The sequence below is a fragment of the Amycolatopsis sp. NPDC098790 genome (assembly GCF_044759945.1).
In the GTDB taxonomy this organism is placed as follows: Bacteria; Actinomycetota; Actinomycetes; order Mycobacteriales; family Pseudonocardiaceae; genus Amycolatopsis.
Genome location: NZ_JBIWAI010000003.1, coordinates 543,385 through 562,606, shown reverse-complemented (window position 1 = coordinate 562,606; position 19,222 = coordinate 543,385). Strand labels below are relative to the sequence as shown.

Sequence of the window (19,222 nt, the reverse complement as noted above, 5' to 3'; positions counted from 1 at the left end):
GTCAGCCCCGGCTCTCCTCCTCCGCGAACTCGTCGTCGTCCTCTTCGGTGTCTTCGCGCGGTGCCTTGTACGGGTCGACGTCGCCCGCGTGCTGGGCGCCCGTCGCGCGGCGGGCGACCTCCGCGTCCGCCTCGCGGGCCTTCGCGAGGAGGTCTTCGATCCGCTTCGACTCCTCGGGGATCGTGTCCGCGACGAACGTCAGCGTCGGCGTGTAGCGGACTCCGGTGCCCTGGCCGACCTTCGTGCGCAGCACGCCGCGCGCCGATTCGAGCGCGGCTGCGGCGCCGGCGAAGTCCGGGACGGAGTCCAGCTTCTCGCCGAGCACCGTGTAGTACACCGTGGCGTCGTGCAGGTCGCCGGTGACCTTCGTGTCCGTGATGGTCACGTAGTCGAGCCGGGGGTCCTTGACCTCGTGTTCGATCGCGGACGCCACGATCTGCGAGATCCGCTTCGCGAGCTTGCGAGCCCGAGCCGGATCAGCCATGTCGTTCTCCTAGAAAAGTTCTAATCGTCCGGTCCGAGCAGCCGGCGGCGCGCGGAGAGCAGTTCGAACTCCGGCCGGCTCGCCACGTACCGCTCACACGAGTCGAGCACGTCACGGACGTGCTCGCCACCTTCGGCGACCACGGCCACCCCGATGAGGGTCCGGCGGTGCAGGTCGGTGTGCCCGGCTTCGGCCACCGACACGGCGAAGCGCTTGCGCACCTCGGCCAGCACCGGACGGACCACGGATCGCTTCTGCTTCAGCGAATGGACGTCGCCGAGCAGGATGTCGAGCTCGAGAGCTCCGACGAACATAGGCAGTTTTGGTGGTGTAGTAGGGAGACACCGGGTGTGCGCGAGAACGCACACCCGGTGTCGAACATCCTTACGCGCGAGGCTTCTCGCGCTGCTCGTACGTCTCGATCTGGTCGTCGACCTTGATGTCGCCGTACGAACCGAGCGTCAGACCGCACTCGTAGCCCTCGCGGACCTCGACCACGTCGTCCTTGAACCGCCGCAGCGAGCTGATCGGCAGGTTCTCCGCGACGACGGTGCCGTCGCGCAGGAGACGAGCCCGGGCGTTGCGCCGGATCTCGCCGGACATGACCAGGCAACCCGCGATCGTGCCGATCTTGGAGGACTTGAAGACCTCGCGGACCTCCGCGCGGCCCAGCTCGACCTCTTCGTACTCCGGCTTGAGCATGCCCTTGAGGGCCTGCTCGATCTCGTCGATCGCCTGGTAGATGACCGTGTAGTACCGGACGTCGACGCCCTCGCGGGTGGCCCGCTCGGTCGCCTTGCCCTGGGCGCGGACGTTGAACCCGAGGACGATCGCGTCGGACGCGGTCGCCAGGTCGATGTCCGACTCGGTCACGCCACCGACACCGCGGTGGACCACGTTCAGCTCGACCTCGTCGCCGACGTCCAGCTGGAGCAGCGAGGCTTCGAGGGCCTCGACCGTACCCGAGTTGTCACCCTTGATGATCAGGTTGAGGCTGTTCGTCTCCTTCAAGGCGGAGTCGAGGTCCTCGAGGCTGACCCGCTTGCGGCGCGACGCGTTGAGCGCGTTGCGCGTGCGAGCCGACCGGCGCTCGGCGATCTGCCGGGCGACGCGGTCCTCGTCGACCACCAGGAAGGTGTCGCCCGCACCCGGCACCGAGGTGAACCCGATGACCTGGACGGGACGCGACGGCAGCGCCTCGGTGACGTCGACGTTGTGCTCGTCGACCATCCGGCGGACGCGGCCGTAGGCGTCACCCGCCACGACCGAGTCACCGACGCGCAGCGTGCCGCGCTGGACCAGGACGGTGGCCACCGGGCCGCGGCCGCGGTCGAGGTGCGCCTCGATCGCGACACCCTGGGCCTCCATGTCCGGGTTGGCCCGGAGGTCCAGAGCGGCGTCGGCGGTCAGCAGGATCGCCTCGAGCAGGCCGTCGATGTTGATGTTCTGCCGCGCGGAGATCTCGACGAACATCGTGTCGCCGCCGTACTCCTCGGCGACCAGGCCGTACTCGGTCAGCTGCTGCCGGATCTTGTCCGGGTTCGCGCCTTCCTTGTCGATCTTGTTGATCGCGACCACGATCGGGGCCTTGGCGGCCTGCGCGTGGTTGATCGCCTCGACCGTCTGCGGCATCACACCGTCGTCGGCCGCCACCACGATCACCGCGATGTCGGTCGAGTTCGCACCACGGGCACGCATGGCGGTGAACGCCTCGTGACCCGGGGTGTCGATGAAGGTGATCAGCCGCGGGTTGCCTTCGAGCTCGGTCTCGATCTGGTACGCACCGATGTGCTGCGTGATGCCGCCGGCCTCGCTCTCGCGGACCTTCGTCTTCCGGATCGTGTCGAGCAGTCGGGTCTTACCGTGGTCGACGTGACCCATGATGGTCACGACCGGCGGCCGGATCTGGAGGTCCTCTTCCTCACCCGCGTCTTCGCCGTAGGTGATGTCGAAGGTCTCCAGCAGCTCACGGTCTTCTTCCTCGGGGCTGACGACCTGAACCGTGTAGTTCATTTCGCCGCCGAGCAGCTCGAGGATGTCGTCCGACACGGACTGCGTCGCGGTGACCATCTCGCCGAGGTGGAAGAGCACCTGCACCAGCGAAGCCGGGTTGGCGTCGATCTTCTCGGCGAAGTCGGTCAGCGAAGCACCCCGCGGCAGCCGGATCGTCTCGCCCTGCCCCTTGGGCAGGCGGACGCCGCCGACGCTGGGCGCCTGCATGTTGTCCATGTACTCCTGGCGCTTCTGCCGCTTCGACTTGCGGCCCTTGCGCGAGGGACCACCGGGCCGCCCGAAGGCACCCGCGGTACCGCCACGGCCACCGGGGCCGCCACGACCGCCGCCGCCACCGCGGAAGCCGCCGCCACCACCGGCCGGGGCACCCGTGCCGCCGCCGGGACGGAAACCGCCGCCACCGCCGCCGCCACCGGGGCCGCCGCGGAAGCCACCGCCGCCGCCACCGCCACCGGGACCGCCGCGGAAACCGCCGCCGCCGCCACCGGGACGACCGCCGCCACCGGGGCCGCCACGGGCGCCGCCACCGGGTCCACCACGCGCGCCGCCACCGGGACCGGCGGGACGCTGCGTGCGGCCCGGCATCATGCCGGGGTTCGGCCGCGGGGGCATGTTGCCCGGGCTCGGCCGGTTGCCACCGGCGCCGCCGCCGGGCCGCGGGGCCGGACGGTCACCGCCGCCTTGACCGCCACCGGGACGCGGCGGGCGGTTGTCGCCGCCCTGACCGCCACCGGGGCGCGGGGCCTGCGGACGCGGCGGGGCGCCGGAACCGACGCCGAACGGGTTGTTGCCGACCCGCGGGGTGCGCGGACCGGGCTTGGGACCGCCGGGCTTGGGGCCCTGCGGCTTCGGCGGGACGACCGAGCCGGTGCCCTGCGCGGGCGCGGCCGGGGTGTCCTGCTTGGGCGCGGCGGGTGCCTCGGCCTTGGCGGCCGGGACCTGCTGCTGGGGAGCGGGCGCGGCGGGCTGCTGACGCGGGCCGGGCCGGGGGCCGGGGCGCTGCCCCGGGGTGGCCGGCTTCGACGCCGCGGGCGCCTGCTGCTGGGGTGCGGCCGGAGCCGGGGCGGGAGCCGCCTTGGCCGCCGGCGCCTGCGGGGCAGGTGCGGGGGGCTTCGGGGCGGCGGGCGCACCGGGCTTGGCGGCCGGCGGGCCGGGGCGCGCCGACGGGCCGGGGGTGGGCTTCTTCGCGCCCTTGGGCGCATACGCGTCGCGGAGACGGCGGGCGACGGGCGCCTCGACCGTGGACGACGCGGACTTGACGAACTCGCCCTGTTCCTTCAACTTCGCGAGAACGTCCTTGCTGGTGATGCCGAGCTCCTTCGCGAGCTCGTGTACGCGGGCCTTGCCTGGCACAACTCTCCTCATCTAGGGGAGGCCAGGCGGAAATCCCGCTGACCTCGTCCTTATTGTCTGACGCTCATGGCTTCAGCTTCACGGCTGACTCATGACGGGTCGACCTGCTTCCTTGATTCCTCGCGACCCCGGGGACGTCCCGGGTTCGTGGTGCGGGGTGGTGCGCCCGACGTGCTCGCGGACCTCGCGGGCGTCGAGCGCCCCGGGAGCCCGCAAGGCTCTCGGGAAGGCCCGCCGCCGTTCGGCCTTGGCCAGGCAGTCCGGGTCGGGGTGCAGCCAAGCCCCCCGGCCCGGCAGCCGCCGACGCTCGTCGACGACCACCCGCCCGGCCACCGCGACCACGCGCAGCAGCTCACCGATCAATGCCCGCCGCTTGCAGCCGACACAAGTCCGCACCGGGGAATTCCGGTGGGGCTGGTGCTCGGCTACCCGCCGCGGGCCTCGAACCACTCCTGAGTCTAGCGCTTCGACCTTCACTCAGCCGAACCGGTTGTCGCGGCGGGCCGCGGCGGACGGGCGTGGTCTTGATCACCCTCGTCGTCCACCGGTGCGGCGTCGCTGCGGATGTCGATCCGCCAGCCGGTCAGGCGGGCGGCGAGGCGGGCGTTCTGGCCCTCCTTGCCGATCGCCAGCGACAGCTGGAAGTCCGGCACCACGACGCGGGCGGTCTTCGCCCGCTCGTCCACGACTCGTACCGAAACAACCTTCGCCGGCGACAGGGCATTCCCCACGAACCGGGCCGGGTCCTCGGAGTAGTCGATGATGTCGATCTTCTCGCCCGCCAGCTCGCTCATCACGTTGCGCACGCGCGCGCCGACCGGGCCGATGCAGGCGCCCTTGGCGTTGACGCCCGCCACGGTGGACTTGACCGCGATCTTCGTGCGGTGCCCCGGCTCGCGCGCGACGGCGGCGATCTCGACGGTCCCGTCGGCGATCTCCGGGACCTCGAGCGCGAACAGCTTGCGCACCAGGTTGGGGTGCGAGCGCGAGAGCGTGATCTGCGGGCCGCGGTTGCCGCGCGAGACGGTGACCACGTACGCCTTGATCCGGCTGCCGTGCTCGTAGGACTCCCCCGCCACCTGCTCGGCGGACGGGAGCACGCCCTCGGTGTCCCCCACCTGGACCACGACCATGCCGCGGGCGTTGGCGCGGGCGTCGCGCTGGATGACCCCGGCGACGATCTCGCCCTCCTTGGTGGAGAACTCGCCGAACGTCTTCTCGTGCTCGGCGTCGCGCAGCCGCTGCAGGATGACCTGGCGCGCGGTGGTCGCGGCGATCCGGCCGAAGCCCTCGGGGGTGTCGTCCCACTCCTCGTCGACCTGGCCGTCGTGGGTCAGCGTGTGCGCGAGCACGCGCACCAGGCCCGTCTTGCGGTCGATGTCGATGCGGGCGTGCGGCTGGTGGCCCTCGGTGTGCTTGTACGCGGTGAGCAAGGCCGTCTCGATGGCCTCGATCACCGTTTCGAAGGGGATGTCCTTGTCCCGTTCGATCGCCCGCAGCGCGGCGATGTCGACGTTCACTTCGACCCCTTCTCCGTCTCGGCGGCCTTCATGCCGGACGCGTCGTCTTCGAGCAGTTTCAGGTCCTCGGCGGGCGGCTGCTTGAACTCGATCTCCACGACCGCCTTCGCCACGTCGGCGTAGCGGACGTCGCGGATCTCGCCGCCGTCGAGGACGCGGGCGGCGTGTTCGCCCGCGTGGCCGACCCGGCCGATGAAGGGCGCGCCCTCGGCGGGGGTGACCTTCACCAGGCGGAACCGCGCGCGCCGCCAGTGCCGCGGCTGGGTGAGCGGGCGGTCGAGGCCCGGCGAGGTGACCTCCAGCGTGTAGGCGCTCGCGAGCACGTGCTCGTTCTCGTCGAGCGCCGCCGAGACCTTGCGGCTGACCTCGGCGACCTCGTCCAGCCCGACCCCGTCGTCGGCGTCGACGACGACCTTGACCAGCTGCCGCCGGCCGGCCTGCTGGACCTCGAACGAGTCGAGGTCGAAACCCGCGGCGGTGACGGCTTCGGCCACTATCGGCTGAAGCCGGCTGGCGAGTTCTCCTGGCACGTGGGGCTCTCCTTGTTTCGGGCTGGAGTTGCGCGGGTCGGTGGTGGACCAGCTTATCCGGTCCCCCGTTCCCTCCGCGCGAGCGGCGGGGCCGCCCCGGGGCCTGGCAGGATGGGCCGACGTGACCGGAAGACCGACCGACCTGACCCGTCGTGCCGCCCTCCGCGCGGGGGCGCTGGCCGCGCTGGCCGTCCCCCTGGCCGCGTGCGGGCCCGGCTACGACGAGAGCCCCGACCCGCTGCAGCCGCTGCTGGCCGCCGCCGAGGCGGACGCCACCGCCGCGCGGGCGCTGGCCAAGGGCGAGGACGCCGACGCCGCCGGCCAGCTCGCCGACGCCCGCGCGGCGCACGCGGCCGCGCTGAAGTCCGAAGTGGACCGGCTGAACCGGCCCAAGCCCTCGACGTCGGGGGCCCCGGCGGCGCCGGCCGCGCTGAGCGACCTGAAGGAGCGGCTGGCGACCGCGCGCAAGCAGGCCGAGGACCTCGTCGGCGGGCTGCCGCGCTACCGGGCCGGCCTGGTCGCGGCGGTGGCGGCGGGCTGCGCGGCCCTGCAGCGCACGGCTCCCGCGCTGGGGCCCGGCGAGGACGCGCCGGCACCCGCGGCGGCCGGGGGTGCGGTGCCGGCGGAGGCGGTCGACCCGCTGCAGACGGCACTCGCCGCCGAGCACGCCGCCGTGTGGGTGTACGGCCTGGTCAGCGCGTTCTTGCCGGGCGACTTCGGCGACGCCGAGAAGGCCGGGGCCGCCGAGCACGCGGTGCGTCGCGACTGGCTGCAGACGGCGCTGGCGGCGTCGGGGGCAACCCCGGTCGCGCCCGAAGCGGCGTACGTGCCGAAGAAGCCGGTGACGGACGCGAAGTCGGCGTCGCTGGTGGTCGCGACGGCCGAGGCCGACTGCGCGAACGCGTGGCTGGCGGTGGTCAACCACACCGACGACGCGGGCCTGCGGACGACGGCGTTGCACGCGCTGGTGGCGGCGTCGCGTCGCGGGACGCCGTGGCGCTCCGAAGCGGGCGAGAAGCCGGCGGCGATCGCCATGCCCGGCCAGGCAGGCTAACCCGCACCGACGTAGTGAATGACTCATTCATGTCGCCTGGCGACATGAATGAGTCATTCATGTCGTGCGGAGGGGGCCCGGTCAGCCCTTGAGGTCGGCCGAGAGGCGGAGGGCGTCGTCGGCGATCTTCTCGATCAACGCCTTGTCCGTGTGCTTGTCGTAGAAGTCGGCCAGCACGATCGTCGTGTTCGTGCCCTCGACCTTCGACGAGTACGCCGAGTTCTTGCCACTCAGGCTCGGGACGCCGGTGCCGGCGAACGTCTTGTCCCGGACCAGGTCCGTCACGTTGCCGGTGCCGTCCTTCTCGGTCAGCGTCTTGAGCGCCTTCGCCTTCGTCGAGTCCGGCATGCCCACCACGACCACCGAGACCAGTGCCTTCGCGCCGCCCGTCTCCGTCGTGTACAGCGCGCGGGCCAGCGACTGGCACGGCGTGTCCTCGAAGAACTTCTGCGTGTCGCCGTAGGACTTCGCCGAGCAGTCGTTGACGCGGTCCGGCCCGGCGACCTTGGTGAACTGGTACTGGCCGGTGTTCTGGGCCGGGGGCTGCGCGACGGGCTCGTCCGGCGTCGAGTCGTGCCGGATCAGGTACCACAGCAGCCCGGCGACGACGGCGATCGCGACCAGCCCGGCGCCGCGCAGCGCGAGGGCCTTGGTGTCCCGCGGCGGCGGGCCCGGGGCGGGCGGCCGCGGCTGCGGGGGCACCGCGCCGAGCGGGGCCGTGTCGGACGGGCCTGGGGTGAAATGCGCACCAACCACGGGGCCATACGGTAGTTCACCGCCCCGGCGGCGTTCACTCGAATGCGTGTAAGACGCGTTCGACGTCGTCAGCGGTGTTGTAGAGGTGGAAGCCGACGCGCACCCGGCCGCCGCGGACGCTCGAGACGATGCCCGCCGCCGCGACCCGCTCCGGATCGGCGTCGAGCGACACGATCGCGCTGCCGCGCGGCGGCAGGCCGAGCTTCCCGAGCAGCAGGTCGGCGAGGCCGGTGTTGTGCGCCGCGACCTGCGTGAGGTCGAGGCCGCCGAGGTGCTCCAGCGCGGCGGCCGCGCCGACCTGGGCGAGCCAGACCGGCGAGAGGTCGAACGCGCGGGCGTCGCCGGCCAGGCGCAGCGGGAGGCCGTAGACCGTGGCCCACGGGTCCTCCCCCGCGTACCAGTTCGCCGCGACCGCCCGGGTGCGCTCGTGGGCGTCCGGCCGCACGGAGAGCCACGCGCAGCCGCGCGGGGACAGCAGCCACTTGTAGCCCGCCGCGACGACCCAGTCCGCCCAGGCGACGTCGAGGGGCAGCCAGCCGACGGCCTGGGTCGCGTCGAGCAGCACCGCCGCCCCGGCGGCCTCGGCGGCGGCGCGCAGCGCGGGGAGGTCGGCGAGCCTGCCGTCGGCGGACTGGACGACGCTCACCGCGACGACGTCGTGGCCCTCGACCCGCTCCGGGAGGTCTTGCAGCGGCACCTCGGTCACCGTGACGCCGGGGTTGGCCGCGAAGGGGAAGGTCACGCTGGTGAAGTCCCCTTCGGCGGCGAGCACGCGGGTGCCGGCGGGCAGCGCGGCGGCGACGTTGGCGACCAGCTGCGAGGCCGACGCGCCGATCGCGACGCGCCCGGGTTCGACGCCGAGCAGGCGCGCGAACCCGGCCCGCGACCGGTCGACGTACTGGTCGAACTCCCCCGGCCGCGTCGCGCCGGTGCGCCACCGTTCGACGGACTCGGCGACCGCGGCCGCCACCGGGGCCGGCGGGATGCCGACGCTGGGTGTGTTCAGGTAGCCGGGCGGGACGGCGAAGTCGGTTCCGAAGGCGCGCATGCCGCCGAGCCAAGCAGATCCGCGCGGGACAGTTCACCCCTTACAGCAGCGCGACGACGTCGGCGTAGCTCGGCGGGCTCAGCGGCAGGTCCCGGCCGTCACGAACGGCCAGCGCCGTCTGCGCGGCGGCCGCGATGGCCGCCCGGTACGGGAGCGAGCCCAGGCTGACCCGCGCGACGCCCAGCTCCGCGAGGCCGGCGAAGGTGACCTTGCCGGGGAGGAACAGCAGGTTGACCGGGAGCCCGATGCCGACGATCCGCTCGACGTCCGCCGGGTCGGCCAGGCCGGGCACGAAGAGGCCGTCGGCACCGGCGTCCGCGTAGGCATTGGCCCGTCGTGCGGCTTCTTCGACCGAGTGGTCGCCCGACCAGTGGGTGTCGGTGCGCGCGTTGAGGAAGAGGTCCGGCACGCGGTCCTTGACGGCCTTGATCAGGCTGACCTGGTGGCCGACCGGGGCGAGCCCGTCTTCGACGTTGACGCCGACGGCCCCGGTTTCGCGGAGTTCCGCGGCGAGATCGGCGACGGCCGCGGGGTCGGCACTGAAGCCGTCGGCGATGTCGACGCTGACGAGGACGTCCAGCCTGGTCAGCCGCCGGGTGAGGGCGACAGTGGTGTCCCGCGTCGAGGGGGCGCCGTCGGGTTCACCGGTGGCCGCGGAGACGCCGAGGCTGGTCGTCCCGAGCGCGCGGAAGCCCTGGGCGGCGAGGAAAGCGCCGACGCCGAACTCCCACGCGTTCGGCAGCAGCAGCGGGGAGCCGGGGATGTGGAGGGCGCGGAATTCGTCCATGCCCCTGAACCTACGAGCGGAACGCTTCGGCGGGCGCCGAACTCACGCCGACGCCGGGGTGTGCTCCGCGTCGTAGGCGTCGCGGGCCTCCTGGACCGCCGTCATGTGCCGGCGGGCCCAGCGGTCCAGCATGTCCAGGGGCTCGGACAGGTTGCGGCCCAGCGCCGTCAGCTCGTACTCGACCTTCGGCGGGATGACCGCGTACGCCGTGCGGGTCAGGATCCCGTCGCGGACCAGGCTGCGCAGCGTCTGCGTCAGAACCTTCTGGGAGATCCCGTCCACCCGGTGGGCGATCTCGGTGAACCGCAGCGGGCCGTCCTTCAGCGCGCCGACGATCAGGACCGTCCACTGGTCGCCGATGCGGTCGAGCAGCTGGCGGGTCGGGCAGTTGCGGTCGTACGGGTTCGACAGCACGGCGTGCCTCCTCACTTTCCGCGGGAGAGTAACACGCCAATCAGACAGTGGCCATCAGCGTCGTGAACAGCAGGCGCAGGTGGCGGCGGCCGCGTTCCCAGCGGGCTTCCAGGTCCTCCTGGTCGCGCGTCGCCCAGCTCGCGATCAGGATGCCGCGCACCACGTCCATCGCCGTGTAGACCGCGTGCAGGAACTCGTGGTGCTCCGCGTGGTCCGGCAGCAGCGCCTTGCCGAACTCGACCAGGCTCGACGTCGCGATCGGCTCGACCGCCGCCATCTGGCGCCGCAGGTCGGCGTCGGTGCGGGCGGCGACCCACAGTTCGACCGTCGCCGAGAACACCGGGCCCTGGTGCATCTCCCACATCAGCTGCAGCGCGTCGCCGACCGGGTCGGTGGAGGCGCGGAGCCGGTCGAGCTCGGCCATCGCGACCTCGGTGCGCTTTTCCGCGAGGTGCCGGACCGCCGACGTCACCAGGTCGGCCTTCGTCGGGAAGTGGTGCACCTGCGCGCCGCGCGTGACGCCGGCGCGGTCGGCCACCCGGGTCGTCGTCGTGCCCGCGTAGCCGTACTCGACGAGGCAGTCGATCGTCGCGTCGAGCAGCCGGACGCGCATCGCCGCGCTGCGTTCCTCCTGGGTGCGGCCGGTCGATCCCCGTCGTGGCGCTGACATGCGCCTACTTTATGGGGCCACCGGCGCGGCCTTGACCAGCCCCGCCACGACCCGCCCGATGAACCGGGCGAGGAACCGGCGGTAGAACCAGCCGGTGCCGGGGACCTTCGCCGTGAACGACGAGTGCCAGTGGATTTCCGTGCCGCCGTCCACCGGCGCGAGGTCGACGTAGGCAATGTAGTCCCGCAGCGGCAGGCCGTGGTCGAGGGCGTAGCCGAACCGGCGGCCCGGTTCGAGCGCGACGATCTCCTCGTAGGACCGGATGCCACCGGTCCGGAACAGCCGGATCGCGCCGATCCCCTCCGGTTCGTCCACCCCTTGGCGGACCAGCTCGAACGACCCGAGCGGCGACCAGCGCGGCCAGCTCGCGCCGTCGCGCAACAGCGCGTACACGGCGTCAGCGTCCGCGGTTGTCACCCCGCGGACAGAGATTCTCTGTACCATTTGGTACGTGTACCATTTGGTACATGATCGACGCAAGCCCGCGCGAGAAGCTCCTCGACGCGGCAATCGACCGCATCGCCCACCACGGAGGCGCCGGCCAGAGCCTCCGCGCGCTGGCCGCGGACGTCGGCACCAGCCACCGCATGCTGATCTACCACTTCGGCTCGAAAGAAGGCCTGCTCACGGCGGTGGCGCGCGAGGTCGAGGCCCGCCAGCGGGCAGCGCTGGCCGACCTGGACCCGCCGGACTTCTGGCGCCGCCTCACCGACGACGACCTGCGCGCGAACGAGAAGCTGTTCTTCCAGCTCTACGGCCAGGCACTAGGCGGCACACCGGGGACGACGGAGTTCCTGGACGGCGTCATCGACGACTGGCTAGGCCCGATCGAAGCGCTACTGGCCGAGCGCGGAGTACCGGAAGCCGACCGGCCCGCGCACGCACGCCTCGGCCTCGCGGTCACGCGAGGGCTGCTGCTCGACCTCGTGACGACGGGCGACCGAGAAGCCGTGAACGCGGCAATGGCGAAGTTCCTGAAGATGTACGAAAACAGCGCCTGACCCGACCAAAGAGAGCCAACGAGCACCCAGACCCCCCGCACCCCGATCCGAAGCCAGAACACGGCCGGCGGCACCGGGTCAAGGCATCTTTCCCGCCTTGACGCGGTACCGCCGGCCGTAGTCACAATCAAGCTTCGGGGTGCCGGAAACCACCCGGGCCCTCACGCAGTTCCTGGCGACGCACGAACGAACCACGTGATACTGACGCAATGCGTCTGCTACTGGGGTTGCTGACCGCACTGATCACGACGACCGGGCTAACACCCATGGCGGCCGCCACCGGAAGCCCAATCCGCGAAACGGCCTGGGTCGAAACCGGCACCGACCACGACCGCGACGGCAAACCCGACCGCGTCGCCGCGGACATCGCCCGGCCGGCGAGCGGCGGACGCGTCCCGGTGATCCTGGACGTCAGCCCGTACTACGCGTGCTGCGGCCGGGGCAACGAATCGCAGAAGAAGACCTACGCACCGGACGGCACCCCGGAGCAGTTCCCGCTGTTCTACGACAACTACTTCGTGCCGCGCGGCTACGCGGTGGTCCTGGCCGACGTCGGCGGGACGAATCGTTCGTCGGGGTGCTTCGACGACGTCGGCAGCGGCAACGCCGTCGTGAACTGGCTCAACGGGCGGGCGAAGGCGTTCGACGCCCCCGAAGGCGGCCGTCCGGTGAAGGCGGACTGGGCCACCGGGGACGTCGGTGCGATCGGCAAGTCCCAGGACGGCGCCACGGCGATCGGCATGGCCGCGTCCGGGCTCCCCGGGCTGAAGACGATCGTGCCGATCGAAGGCGTCGCCGACAACTACAGCCAGCTCGTCGCGAACGGCGCGCCGCTGGCCACGCCGGAGCACACCGGGTCGGCCTTCACCTACAACGAACGCGCGGCCGAGCTGTGCCGGCCGTTCGAAGCGGACCTGAAAGCGCGCATGGGCACGAACGGCGACTACAACGCCTACTGGCGGAGCGTGAACTACGTGCCGCGGCCCGGGCGCGCGAGCGTCCTGGTCGCGCAGGGCTTCGGGGACGGCGCCGTCGCGCCGAACCAGTTCGCCGCCTACTGGGACGCGCTCGGGCGGGCCGGTGTCCCGCGCAAGGCGTGGCTGAGCCAGGCCGGGCACGTCGACCCGTTCGACCTGCGGCGCGCGGAGTGGGTCGAGACGCTGGGCCGCTGGTTCGACCGCTGGCTGAAGGGCATCCGCAACGGCGTCGAGCACGAGCCCGCGGTGCACCTCGAAACCGCCCCGGACCGGTGGACGGACGTCCGGAGCTGGCCGCCCGCGACGGTGCCGGTGACGTTGCGGGCTTCGGCGGACGGCAGCCTCGGGCCGCGCGGGTCGGGCACGGCCACGGTCGTCGACGACCCCGCCGTCGGCCGCGAGGACTGGGCGGCCGGCGTGTCGGCCGCGCGGTTCACCGGCGCTCCGCTGACTTCGGCGGTGCGGATCGCCGGGTCGCCGTCGGTGATGATCACGGCGTCGTCGGACAAGACCGCCGCGCGGCTCGGCGTCGCGCTCGTCGACTACGGCCCGGCCGAAGTGCGCGACACCGCGAACTACGGCAGCGGGATCGAGAACCTGACGATGACGTCCTGCTGGGGCGTGAGCTTCCCCGGCGATTCCGCGTGCTTCCTCGACACGGCCACCGACCTCGTGCACGTCGACCACCAGATCGTCGCGTACGGCTCGGCGGACCTCGGGCACCACGCGTCGCTGCGCCACGGCGAACCGCTCGTCCCGGGCCGGGCGTACCCGATGACGTTCACCCTCACCGCGCTCGACCACGTCGTCCCGGCCGGGCACCGGCTCGGCCTGCTGCTCGGCGGCACCGACGGGCTGCTCTTCGACCCGGACCTGCCGGCACTGGGCGACACGCTGACGTTCGACCTCGCCCGGACGTCGCTCACCCTCGGCCTTACAAAGCCCGAACACTAGGCGGACGCCCTCCGAACACCGTCCCGCGAAAGTTCTCCCCGCAAGCACCTCACCCAAGGGAGACACGATGCGAGGAACCACCTGGACGCGGCTGGCGCTGGCGGGCTGCGGGAGCGCGGCCTGCCTGCTGGTGGCGGCGCCGCTGGCCTCGGCCCAGACCACGTCGCCGGCGCCGGTCGCGCCGATCACGCTCAGCCCCGAGGAGTCGCAGCAGGTCTGCTCGGACTGGGTGCCGAAGCTGCAGAAGAAGGCCGGCAACCTCAAGACGCGGATCAACGGCGGCGCCGAGATCAGCGGCTCGGTCGCCAACCTCAAGGCCCGGGCCGCCGACCAGCGGGCGAAGGGCCACGAGGACCGCGCCAAGAAGCTCGACGACCGCGCCACCAAGCGCCAGGGCCGGATCGGGGAGCTCGACGCGGCCAAGCAGAAGCTCGACGCCTTCGCGTCCGCGCACTGCAAGCCGGCCAAGTGAGGGGCGCGAGGGTCGCGGCGGCGGTCGGGGCCGCCGCGCTCATCGCGCTCGGCTGCTCGGCCTGCCGCGACAACCTCGTCGGCTCGCCGTCCGAGAACGCGCCCGCGTCGTCCGAGCTGAGCGGGATCGAGTCGACGCTCAACGGCATCGAATCCGACATGAACAGCGATGGCTCGCCCTGACCGGCTAGCGTCTCCCCGTTGACGACGGCGGCGACGGGAGCGGGCATGGGGTCACCGGGACGCGGCCTCGTCCTCGTGGTCGAGGACGAGGCCGCGATCGCCGAGCTGGCTGCGCTGTACCTCAAGCGCGACGGCTTCGGCGTGCACGTCGAGGCCGACGGCGGCCGCGCGCTGGACGCCGTGCGGCGGCTGAAGCCGGTGGCGATCGTGCTCGACATCGGACTGTCCGGAATGGACGGTATCGAGATCTGCAAGGCGCTGCGCGCGGCCGGGGACTGGACGCCGGTGCTGTTCGTCACCGCCCGCGACGACGAGCTGGACCGCCTGCTGGGCCTGGAGATCGGCGCCGACGACTACCTGACCAAGCCGTTCAGCCCGCGCGAGCTGGCGGCCCGGGTCCGGACCGTGCTGCGCCGCGCGTCCGGGGCGACCCCGGCGGCCGAGACGTTCGCCGTGGGCGGCGCGCGCGTCGACGTCCTTTCCCGGCGGGCGTGGGCCGGTGACGCCGAGGTTTCCCTGACGTCGACGGAGTTCGACCTCCTCACGCACCTGCTCCGGCACCCGGGGCAGGTGCTTTCGCGCGACCAGCTGCTGAGCGCCGTCTGGGGCTACGCCGCGGCGGCGGGCACGCGCACGGTGGACGTCCACGTGGCGCAGCTGCGGGCGAAGCTCGGGCCAGCCAGTCCGATCAGGACGGTGCGCGGCATCGGCTACGCGGCGGACCCGGCGTGAGGTACCGCGGCACGCTCGCCGGGCGGATCACGCTCGTGTGCCTGGCGGTGGCGGGCGTGGCGGTGATCGTGGCCGGCCTCGTCGCGGCCCGGCTGATCCGGACGACGGCGGACAACGTGCTGCAGTCGTCGCTGTCGGCGCAGGCCGACGTCGTCGCGACGCAGCTCGACGAGACCGGCATCGGCAACCGGCTGGGCGTCGGCAAGGTGGCCGACGTCGTGCGGGGGCAGGGCATCTCGGTGGTCGTCCGGCGCGCGGGCGGGCAGGCGCTCGGCGAGGCGGCCGCGGTGCAGGCGGCGGCCAAGCTCGGGCTCGCCGCGGACCACTCCGGGCGCGTCACGGCCGGCGGGTCGCAGTACCTCGTCGAGACGCGCGTGGTCGGCACGCGCGGGGCGGCGTTCGCGCTGGTCCTGCCGGCGCGCAACGCCGAAGCGACGCAACGGGCGTTGGTGCGCAACATCGCGCTGGCGCTGGGGATCGGGCTGCTGGTGGCGGCGCTGGCGGGCTTCCTGTCGGGCCGGCTGCTGGGCCGTCCGCTGCGCCGGGCCGCTCTGGCCGCGGGCTCGCTGCGGGCGGGGCGACGGGACGTGCGCGTGCCGGTCCAGGGGCCGCGTGAGGTGGCCGAGGTCGCGGGCTCGTTGAACTCGCTGGCCGACGCGCTGGCGGTGAGCGAGGCGCGGCAGCGGGACTTCCTGCTGTCGGTGTCGCACGAGCTGCGGACGCCGTTGACCGCGGTGACGGGCTTCGCCGAGGCGATCGCGGACGGCGTCGCCTCCGGTGACGACGCGGTGCGCGCGGGTCGGACGATCCAGCGCGAGGCGGCGCGACTGGAGCGGCTGGTGACGGACCTGCTGGAATTGGCCCGGCTGGGCGCGGACGAGTTCCGGCTGGATCCGGCCACGGTGGACCTGGCCGCGCTGGTCCGCGACTGCGCCGAGGTGTGGCAGCTGCGGTGCGAGCGCGAGGGCGTCCGGCTGTCGGTTTCGGCGCCCGCCGCCGCGGTCCCGGTGGTGGCGGACGCGCGGCGGTTGCGCCAGGTGGTGGACGGGCTGGCGGAGAACGCGTTGCGCGTGACCCCGGCCGGGGCGCCGATGGTGTTCTCACTCGCGGTGTCCGCTTCGGACGCGGCGCTGTCGGTACGCGACGGCGGCCCGGGGCTGGCCCCGGAGGACTACCCGGTGGCGTTCGATCGCGGTGTGCTGAACGCGAGGTACCGGGACCGGCGGCCGGTGGGGTCGGGCATCGGGCTGGCGCTGGTGCACGGGTTGGTGACGCGGATGGGCGGGACGCTGACGGCGGGCCCGGCCCCGGAGGGCGGAGCGGCGTTCACGATGGCGTTCCCCCTGGCCGCGCGCTGAAGGGCACCTTCCTCGCATGAGACGAGCTGAAGGGCACCTTCGTCGCATCTGATGAGAGGAAGGTGCCCTTCAGCTCACGCTACGGCCCGGACGTTCGGCTTGGGCAGGGCAGCGGCCGCCGCGTATGCACTCTTGAGCTCGACGATCACCGCCTCGGGTTCGGTACGCAGCCGCGACGGCAGTGTCGGCAGGACCAATACTCCGGCAGCTGCGTAGCGCGCGTTTCTGTCCAAAGTTCGCGCGAACCCCTTCGCGTCGGCGTGGAAAGCCACCGAGTCGATCTCCCAGGCGAGGCCGGCTTGGTCGAACCAGGCATCCGGCTTCGCGATGTAGGCCCCGGAACGCGCGAAGAGTGGCTTGTTCCACTTCGGTTCCGGCAGCCCGCTTCGCTTCCAGAGCCGGACGGCGTCGAGCTCAGCCACCGACTCGGCGCCGCCGGCCATCTCCGCAAGGACCAGACGAGGAACCGCACTACCTCGCTGGCTGCCGTTCGCCAATTCCTCGTTGAGTTGCTCCCACGTCGTGAAGGAGCGCTGCACAGCTTCGGTCAAGAGAGCGCGTACAGGCCGGAGCTCGCTCATCTGGCGGCATCCGTCCAGAACCGCACGGCTCGGCTCGGCCACGCGCAACCCACGTCGGGTGATCACCTTCGGCAAGCGGTGGGTGCGTTCGACCTGCACGTAGTCATAGTTGCGCCGCCGGTGACGGTGCGGAACCAGCAACTGGATGGCAGTGCACTCCTCCGGCACGTTCCGCAGGCCCAACACGCGACAAGCATCCGTACCGGTGAGGATCGCCTCGGGTCCGCAGTACTGGAAGGCGGCCGCGATCCGCTGTGGATGCGTCGGAGGCGCGTTCGAAAGCAGGACGATGCCCGGGAGCAGCCGGGTCCAAGGTCCGCCTGGGCCGCATCTCCGGTAAGCGGTCGTCGCAGGTACTCCCAGCTCTTGCAGCCGCTGCACCCGGATCACGCCCTTGTCGCTGTTGTCGCTCAGCAGTTCGGGGTCGTCGCCCCAGTACCCAACCTTCACGTCATGATCTTGACCACCGCCAGCCGTCAAGTACCAGACCCGAGCGCCTGCCCTGTGGATAACCGGGGTGATGTGGACAGCGCTGAAGGGCACCTTCCTCGCATGAGATGAGCTGAAGGGCACCTTCGTCGCATCTGATGAGAGGAAGGTGCCCTTCAGCCGTAGGGTCGGGGCATGGAGATGCTCCACCTGCGCTACTTCGTCGCGGTAGCTATGACTCTCCTAGTGCACACTGGGTGTCATGGGACCTTCACAGCCACTCCGCGAGCGGGGCCGGACGCTGATCGAGCACGCCCCTGACCAGCTAGTTTGGATCCTCCAAGCCCGTGAGTCCAGGGTCATACCGGGGCAGGACGCCCCTGGTGAGGGACAGGTTGACTACCAGCTCAGCGACCTACGGGCGTTCGTGAAGACGATCGGCGGTCGGGTTGATCGTGAGGTCCCGGAACCCAACGTGTCGTCGTTCAAGCGGCGGCGCGTGCTGCTGCCGGATGGCACCTACGGCTTCCGTGTTGTCCGCCCGGATTGGGAGTCGATTCTCACCGCCTTGCGTCGGGGTGAATGCAACGCCCTCGCGTGCGCCGATATCGACCGGGCGACCCGCGATCCGCGCATTCTTGAAGATCTCATCGACGCGGTCGAGTTGTACGGAATTTACGTCGTCAGCATGACCGGGAATGTCAACCTGACGACCGATGAGGGAATCGACTCCGCGCGACGGCTGGTCAATCAACGCAACGCCGAATCCCGCAACACATCCCGTCGTGTCACCGATGGAAAACGTCGTGCCGCTCAGGCGGGCAAGACGCACGGCGGCCCCAATCGGCCGTTTGGCTGGCGCAAAGACCGACTCACCGTGAACAAGCGGGAAGCGAAGCACATCCTTGCCGCCGTTCCACGCATTATCGCGGGATTGAGCCCGCTCACATTGGCGCAAGAGTGGAATGAGCGAAAGATTCCCACCGTGACCGGAGTGGAGTGGCGGGCCGCTACAGTGCGGAATATGTTCACCCGCCCGCGTATGTGCGGGAAAGTCGTCTACCGTGGCGCGGTTCTCAACGGCGAGGACGGTAAGCCGGTTCGCGGGAAGTGGGAGCCGATTCTTACCGACGACCAGCATGCGGCCATCGTGCGCGCCTGGGCTCCCGCTCAGGGGCAAGAACAGTCGCGCGTCGGCGGGAAGGGACGCGGGTACCGGACCAATCATTTGTTGTCGCCGTTCGTCCGGTGCGGCAAGTGCAATGCCCGCATGGTGGGGTCCAACAGGCGTAACCAGCGTTCCGGAGAACTGGTCGAGATCTACCGGTGCCCGGGGAAAGGGCAAGGCGGGTGCGCCAGCACTTCGCGGGACGCGGCCCCCGTGGACGCCTACATCCGCGCACTGGTGCTTGCCGAGCATCGGAAGATTCAGTCTCGAAAGATAGAGAAGCTACCGCCATGGCCGAAAGAAAAGGAACTCGCCGACCTTAAAGAACGAATGCGGGAATCATCGATGCGATACGAAGCCGGTACCTACTCGGCGGAAAACTACTTTCCCAGCCTCGCGCGAATGGAAGCCACAGAGGCCACTCTCAAACGCGAGAAACGCAAGTATGAGGCACAACAGGACGCCCGCGATGCGGCCGTCGCGAACCTTGACGAACAGTGGGAAAAGCCGAGCTTCACCATCGAATTGAAACAAGCAGCGATTGCCGAGACTCTTACCGCCGTGGTGATTACACCCGCAGGGAAGGGTGTCCGGTTCCATCCAGACCAAATCAAGCCGATTTTCCGGCACAGCGACTGACCTTTCGATCCCTGCCGCAAACACAGAGAAAGCCCCCCCGGTCTCCCGGGGGGGGGGATTCTTTATGCTTTGAAGGTCTCATAGACCTCTTGCCAGTCGG

At 71.4% G+C, this 19,222-nt stretch carries 21 protein-coding genes; 8 read left to right on the top strand and 13 right to left on the bottom strand.

Annotated features, from left to right (window positions below):
* Window position 1 precedes the first annotated feature (1 nt).
* The 6 genes from rbfA to rimP form a co-directional block, all read right to left on the bottom strand.
* On the bottom strand, window positions 2-484 hold the full coding sequence (gene rbfA, locus ACIQWX_RS27815) for a 30S ribosome-binding factor RbfA (protein WP_400877030.1): 483 nt from the start codon (window positions 482-484) through the stop codon (window positions 2-4).
* A 20-nt stretch (window positions 485-504) separates the two neighbouring features.
* Window positions 505-798, bottom strand: a complete 294-nt coding sequence (locus tag ACIQWX_RS27810) for a DUF503 domain-containing protein (RefSeq protein WP_003083991.1) — start codon at window positions 796-798, stop codon at window positions 505-507.
* 70 nt (window positions 799-868) lie between these two features.
* Window positions 869-3,850, bottom strand: coding sequence for a translation initiation factor IF-2 (gene infB / locus ACIQWX_RS27805; RefSeq protein ID WP_400877603.1), 2,982 nt, complete (start codon window positions 3,848-3,850; stop codon window positions 869-871).
* 78 nt (window positions 3,851-3,928) lie between these two features.
* The gene (locus tag ACIQWX_RS27800; RefSeq protein ID WP_400877028.1) at window positions 3,929-4,213 is read right to left on the bottom strand and encodes a YlxR family protein; all 285 of its coding nucleotides are present in this window, start codon (window positions 4,211-4,213) and stop codon (window positions 3,929-3,931) included.
* Window positions 4,214-4,323: 110 nt separating this feature from the next.
* On the bottom strand, window positions 4,324-5,370 hold the full coding sequence (gene nusA, locus ACIQWX_RS27795; RefSeq protein ID WP_364271750.1) for a transcription termination factor NusA: 1,047 nt from the start codon (window positions 5,368-5,370) through the stop codon (window positions 4,324-4,326).
* Window positions 5,367-5,900: a ribosome maturation factor RimP gene (gene rimP, locus ACIQWX_RS27790; protein ID WP_400877026.1), complete on the bottom strand. Its 534-nt coding sequence runs from the start codon at window positions 5,898-5,900 to the stop codon at window positions 5,367-5,369. The genes nusA and rimP overlap by 4 nt, the downstream gene beginning before the upstream one ends.
* 121 nt (window positions 5,901-6,021) lie before the next feature.
* Between rimP and ACIQWX_RS27785 the strand changes: the two genes are divergently transcribed.
* On the top strand, window positions 6,022-6,954 hold the full coding sequence (locus ACIQWX_RS27785) for a ferritin-like domain-containing protein (RefSeq protein ID WP_400877025.1): 933 nt from the start codon (window positions 6,022-6,024) through the stop codon (window positions 6,952-6,954).
* An 81-nt stretch (window positions 6,955-7,035) separates the two neighbouring features.
* On the opposite strand, the gene ACIQWX_RS27780 is transcribed toward ACIQWX_RS27785, so the two are convergent.
* The 6 genes from ACIQWX_RS27780 to ACIQWX_RS27755 all read right to left on the bottom strand — a co-directional run bounded on the left by ACIQWX_RS27780 (window position 7,036) and on the right by ACIQWX_RS27755 (window position 11,073).
* Entirely contained in the window at window positions 7,036-7,656 is a 621-nt protein-coding gene (locus tag ACIQWX_RS27780; RefSeq protein ID WP_400877601.1) for a hypothetical protein, read from the bottom strand.
* A gap of 88 nt (window positions 7,657-7,744) precedes the next feature.
* On the bottom strand, window positions 7,745-8,758 hold the full coding sequence (locus tag ACIQWX_RS27775) for an aminotransferase class V-fold PLP-dependent enzyme (protein WP_400877023.1): 1,014 nt from the start codon (window positions 8,756-8,758) through the stop codon (window positions 7,745-7,747).
* A 40-nt stretch (window positions 8,759-8,798) separates the two neighbouring features.
* Window positions 8,799-9,545 carry an isocitrate lyase/phosphoenolpyruvate mutase family protein gene (locus ACIQWX_RS27770; RefSeq protein ID WP_400877021.1) on the bottom strand — a complete coding sequence of 249 codons (747 nt, stop codon included), beginning with the start codon at window positions 9,543-9,545 and terminating at the stop codon, window positions 8,799-8,801.
* Window positions 9,546-9,587: 42 nt separating this feature from the next.
* A complete protein-coding gene (locus ACIQWX_RS27765) occupies window positions 9,588-9,959 on the bottom strand; it encodes a winged helix-turn-helix transcriptional regulator (RefSeq protein WP_400877019.1) in 372 nt (123 codons plus the stop codon).
* Between the two features lie 40 nt (window positions 9,960-9,999).
* Complete coding sequence (locus tag ACIQWX_RS27760; RefSeq protein WP_400877599.1) at window positions 10,000-10,572, bottom strand: TetR/AcrR family transcriptional regulator; 573 nt, start codon at window positions 10,570-10,572, stop codon at window positions 10,000-10,002.
* A gap of 66 nt (window positions 10,573-10,638) precedes the next feature.
* Complete coding sequence (locus ACIQWX_RS27755; protein ID WP_400877018.1) at window positions 10,639-11,073, bottom strand: SRPBCC family protein; 435 nt, start codon at window positions 11,071-11,073, stop codon at window positions 10,639-10,641.
* Window positions 11,074-11,096: 23 nt separating this feature from the next.
* On the opposite strand from ACIQWX_RS27755, the gene ACIQWX_RS27750 reads away from it, so the two are divergent.
* The 6 genes from ACIQWX_RS27750 (at window position 11,097) to ACIQWX_RS27725 (ending at window position 16,305) form a co-directional block, all read left to right on the top strand.
* Window positions 11,097-11,630, top strand: a complete 534-nt coding sequence (locus ACIQWX_RS27750; RefSeq protein ID WP_400877016.1) for a TetR/AcrR family transcriptional regulator — start codon at window positions 11,097-11,099, stop codon at window positions 11,628-11,630.
* Between the two features lie 209 nt (window positions 11,631-11,839).
* Window positions 11,840-13,561: a CocE/NonD family hydrolase gene (locus ACIQWX_RS27745; RefSeq protein WP_400877014.1), complete on the top strand. Its 1,722-nt coding sequence runs from the start codon at window positions 11,840-11,842 to the stop codon at window positions 13,559-13,561.
* Between the two features lie 67 nt (window positions 13,562-13,628).
* Entirely contained in the window at window positions 13,629-14,033 is a 405-nt protein-coding gene (locus ACIQWX_RS27740; protein ID WP_400877012.1) for a hypothetical protein, read from the top strand.
* Window positions 14,030-14,215 carry a hypothetical protein gene (locus tag ACIQWX_RS27735; protein WP_400877011.1) on the top strand — a complete coding sequence of 62 codons (186 nt, stop codon included), beginning with the start codon at window positions 14,030-14,032 and terminating at the stop codon, window positions 14,213-14,215. Before ACIQWX_RS27740 ends, ACIQWX_RS27735 begins: the two co-directional genes overlap by 4 nt.
* Window positions 14,216-14,260: 45 nt before the next feature.
* A complete protein-coding gene (locus tag ACIQWX_RS27730; protein ID WP_400877009.1) occupies window positions 14,261-14,947 on the top strand; it encodes a response regulator in 687 nt (228 codons plus the stop codon).
* Entirely contained in the window at window positions 14,944-16,305 is a 1,362-nt protein-coding gene (locus ACIQWX_RS27725) for an ATP-binding protein (protein ID WP_400877007.1), read from the top strand. Before ACIQWX_RS27730 ends, ACIQWX_RS27725 begins: the two co-directional genes overlap by 4 nt.
* A 74-nt stretch (window positions 16,306-16,379) precedes the next feature.
* On the opposite strand, the gene ACIQWX_RS27720 is transcribed toward ACIQWX_RS27725, so the two are convergent.
* Window positions 16,380-17,336, bottom strand: a complete 957-nt coding sequence (locus ACIQWX_RS27720) for a hypothetical protein (protein ID WP_400877005.1) — start codon at window positions 17,334-17,336, stop codon at window positions 16,380-16,382.
* A gap of 406 nt (window positions 17,337-17,742) precedes the next feature.
* Here ACIQWX_RS27720 and ACIQWX_RS27715 point away from each other — a divergent pair, with 406 nt between their 5' ends.
* The gene (locus tag ACIQWX_RS27715) at window positions 17,743-19,122 is read left to right on the top strand and encodes a recombinase family protein (protein ID WP_400877003.1); all 1,380 of its coding nucleotides are present in this window, start codon (window positions 17,743-17,745) and stop codon (window positions 19,120-19,122) included.
* The last annotated feature ends 100 nt before the right edge of the window (window positions 19,123-19,222 follow it).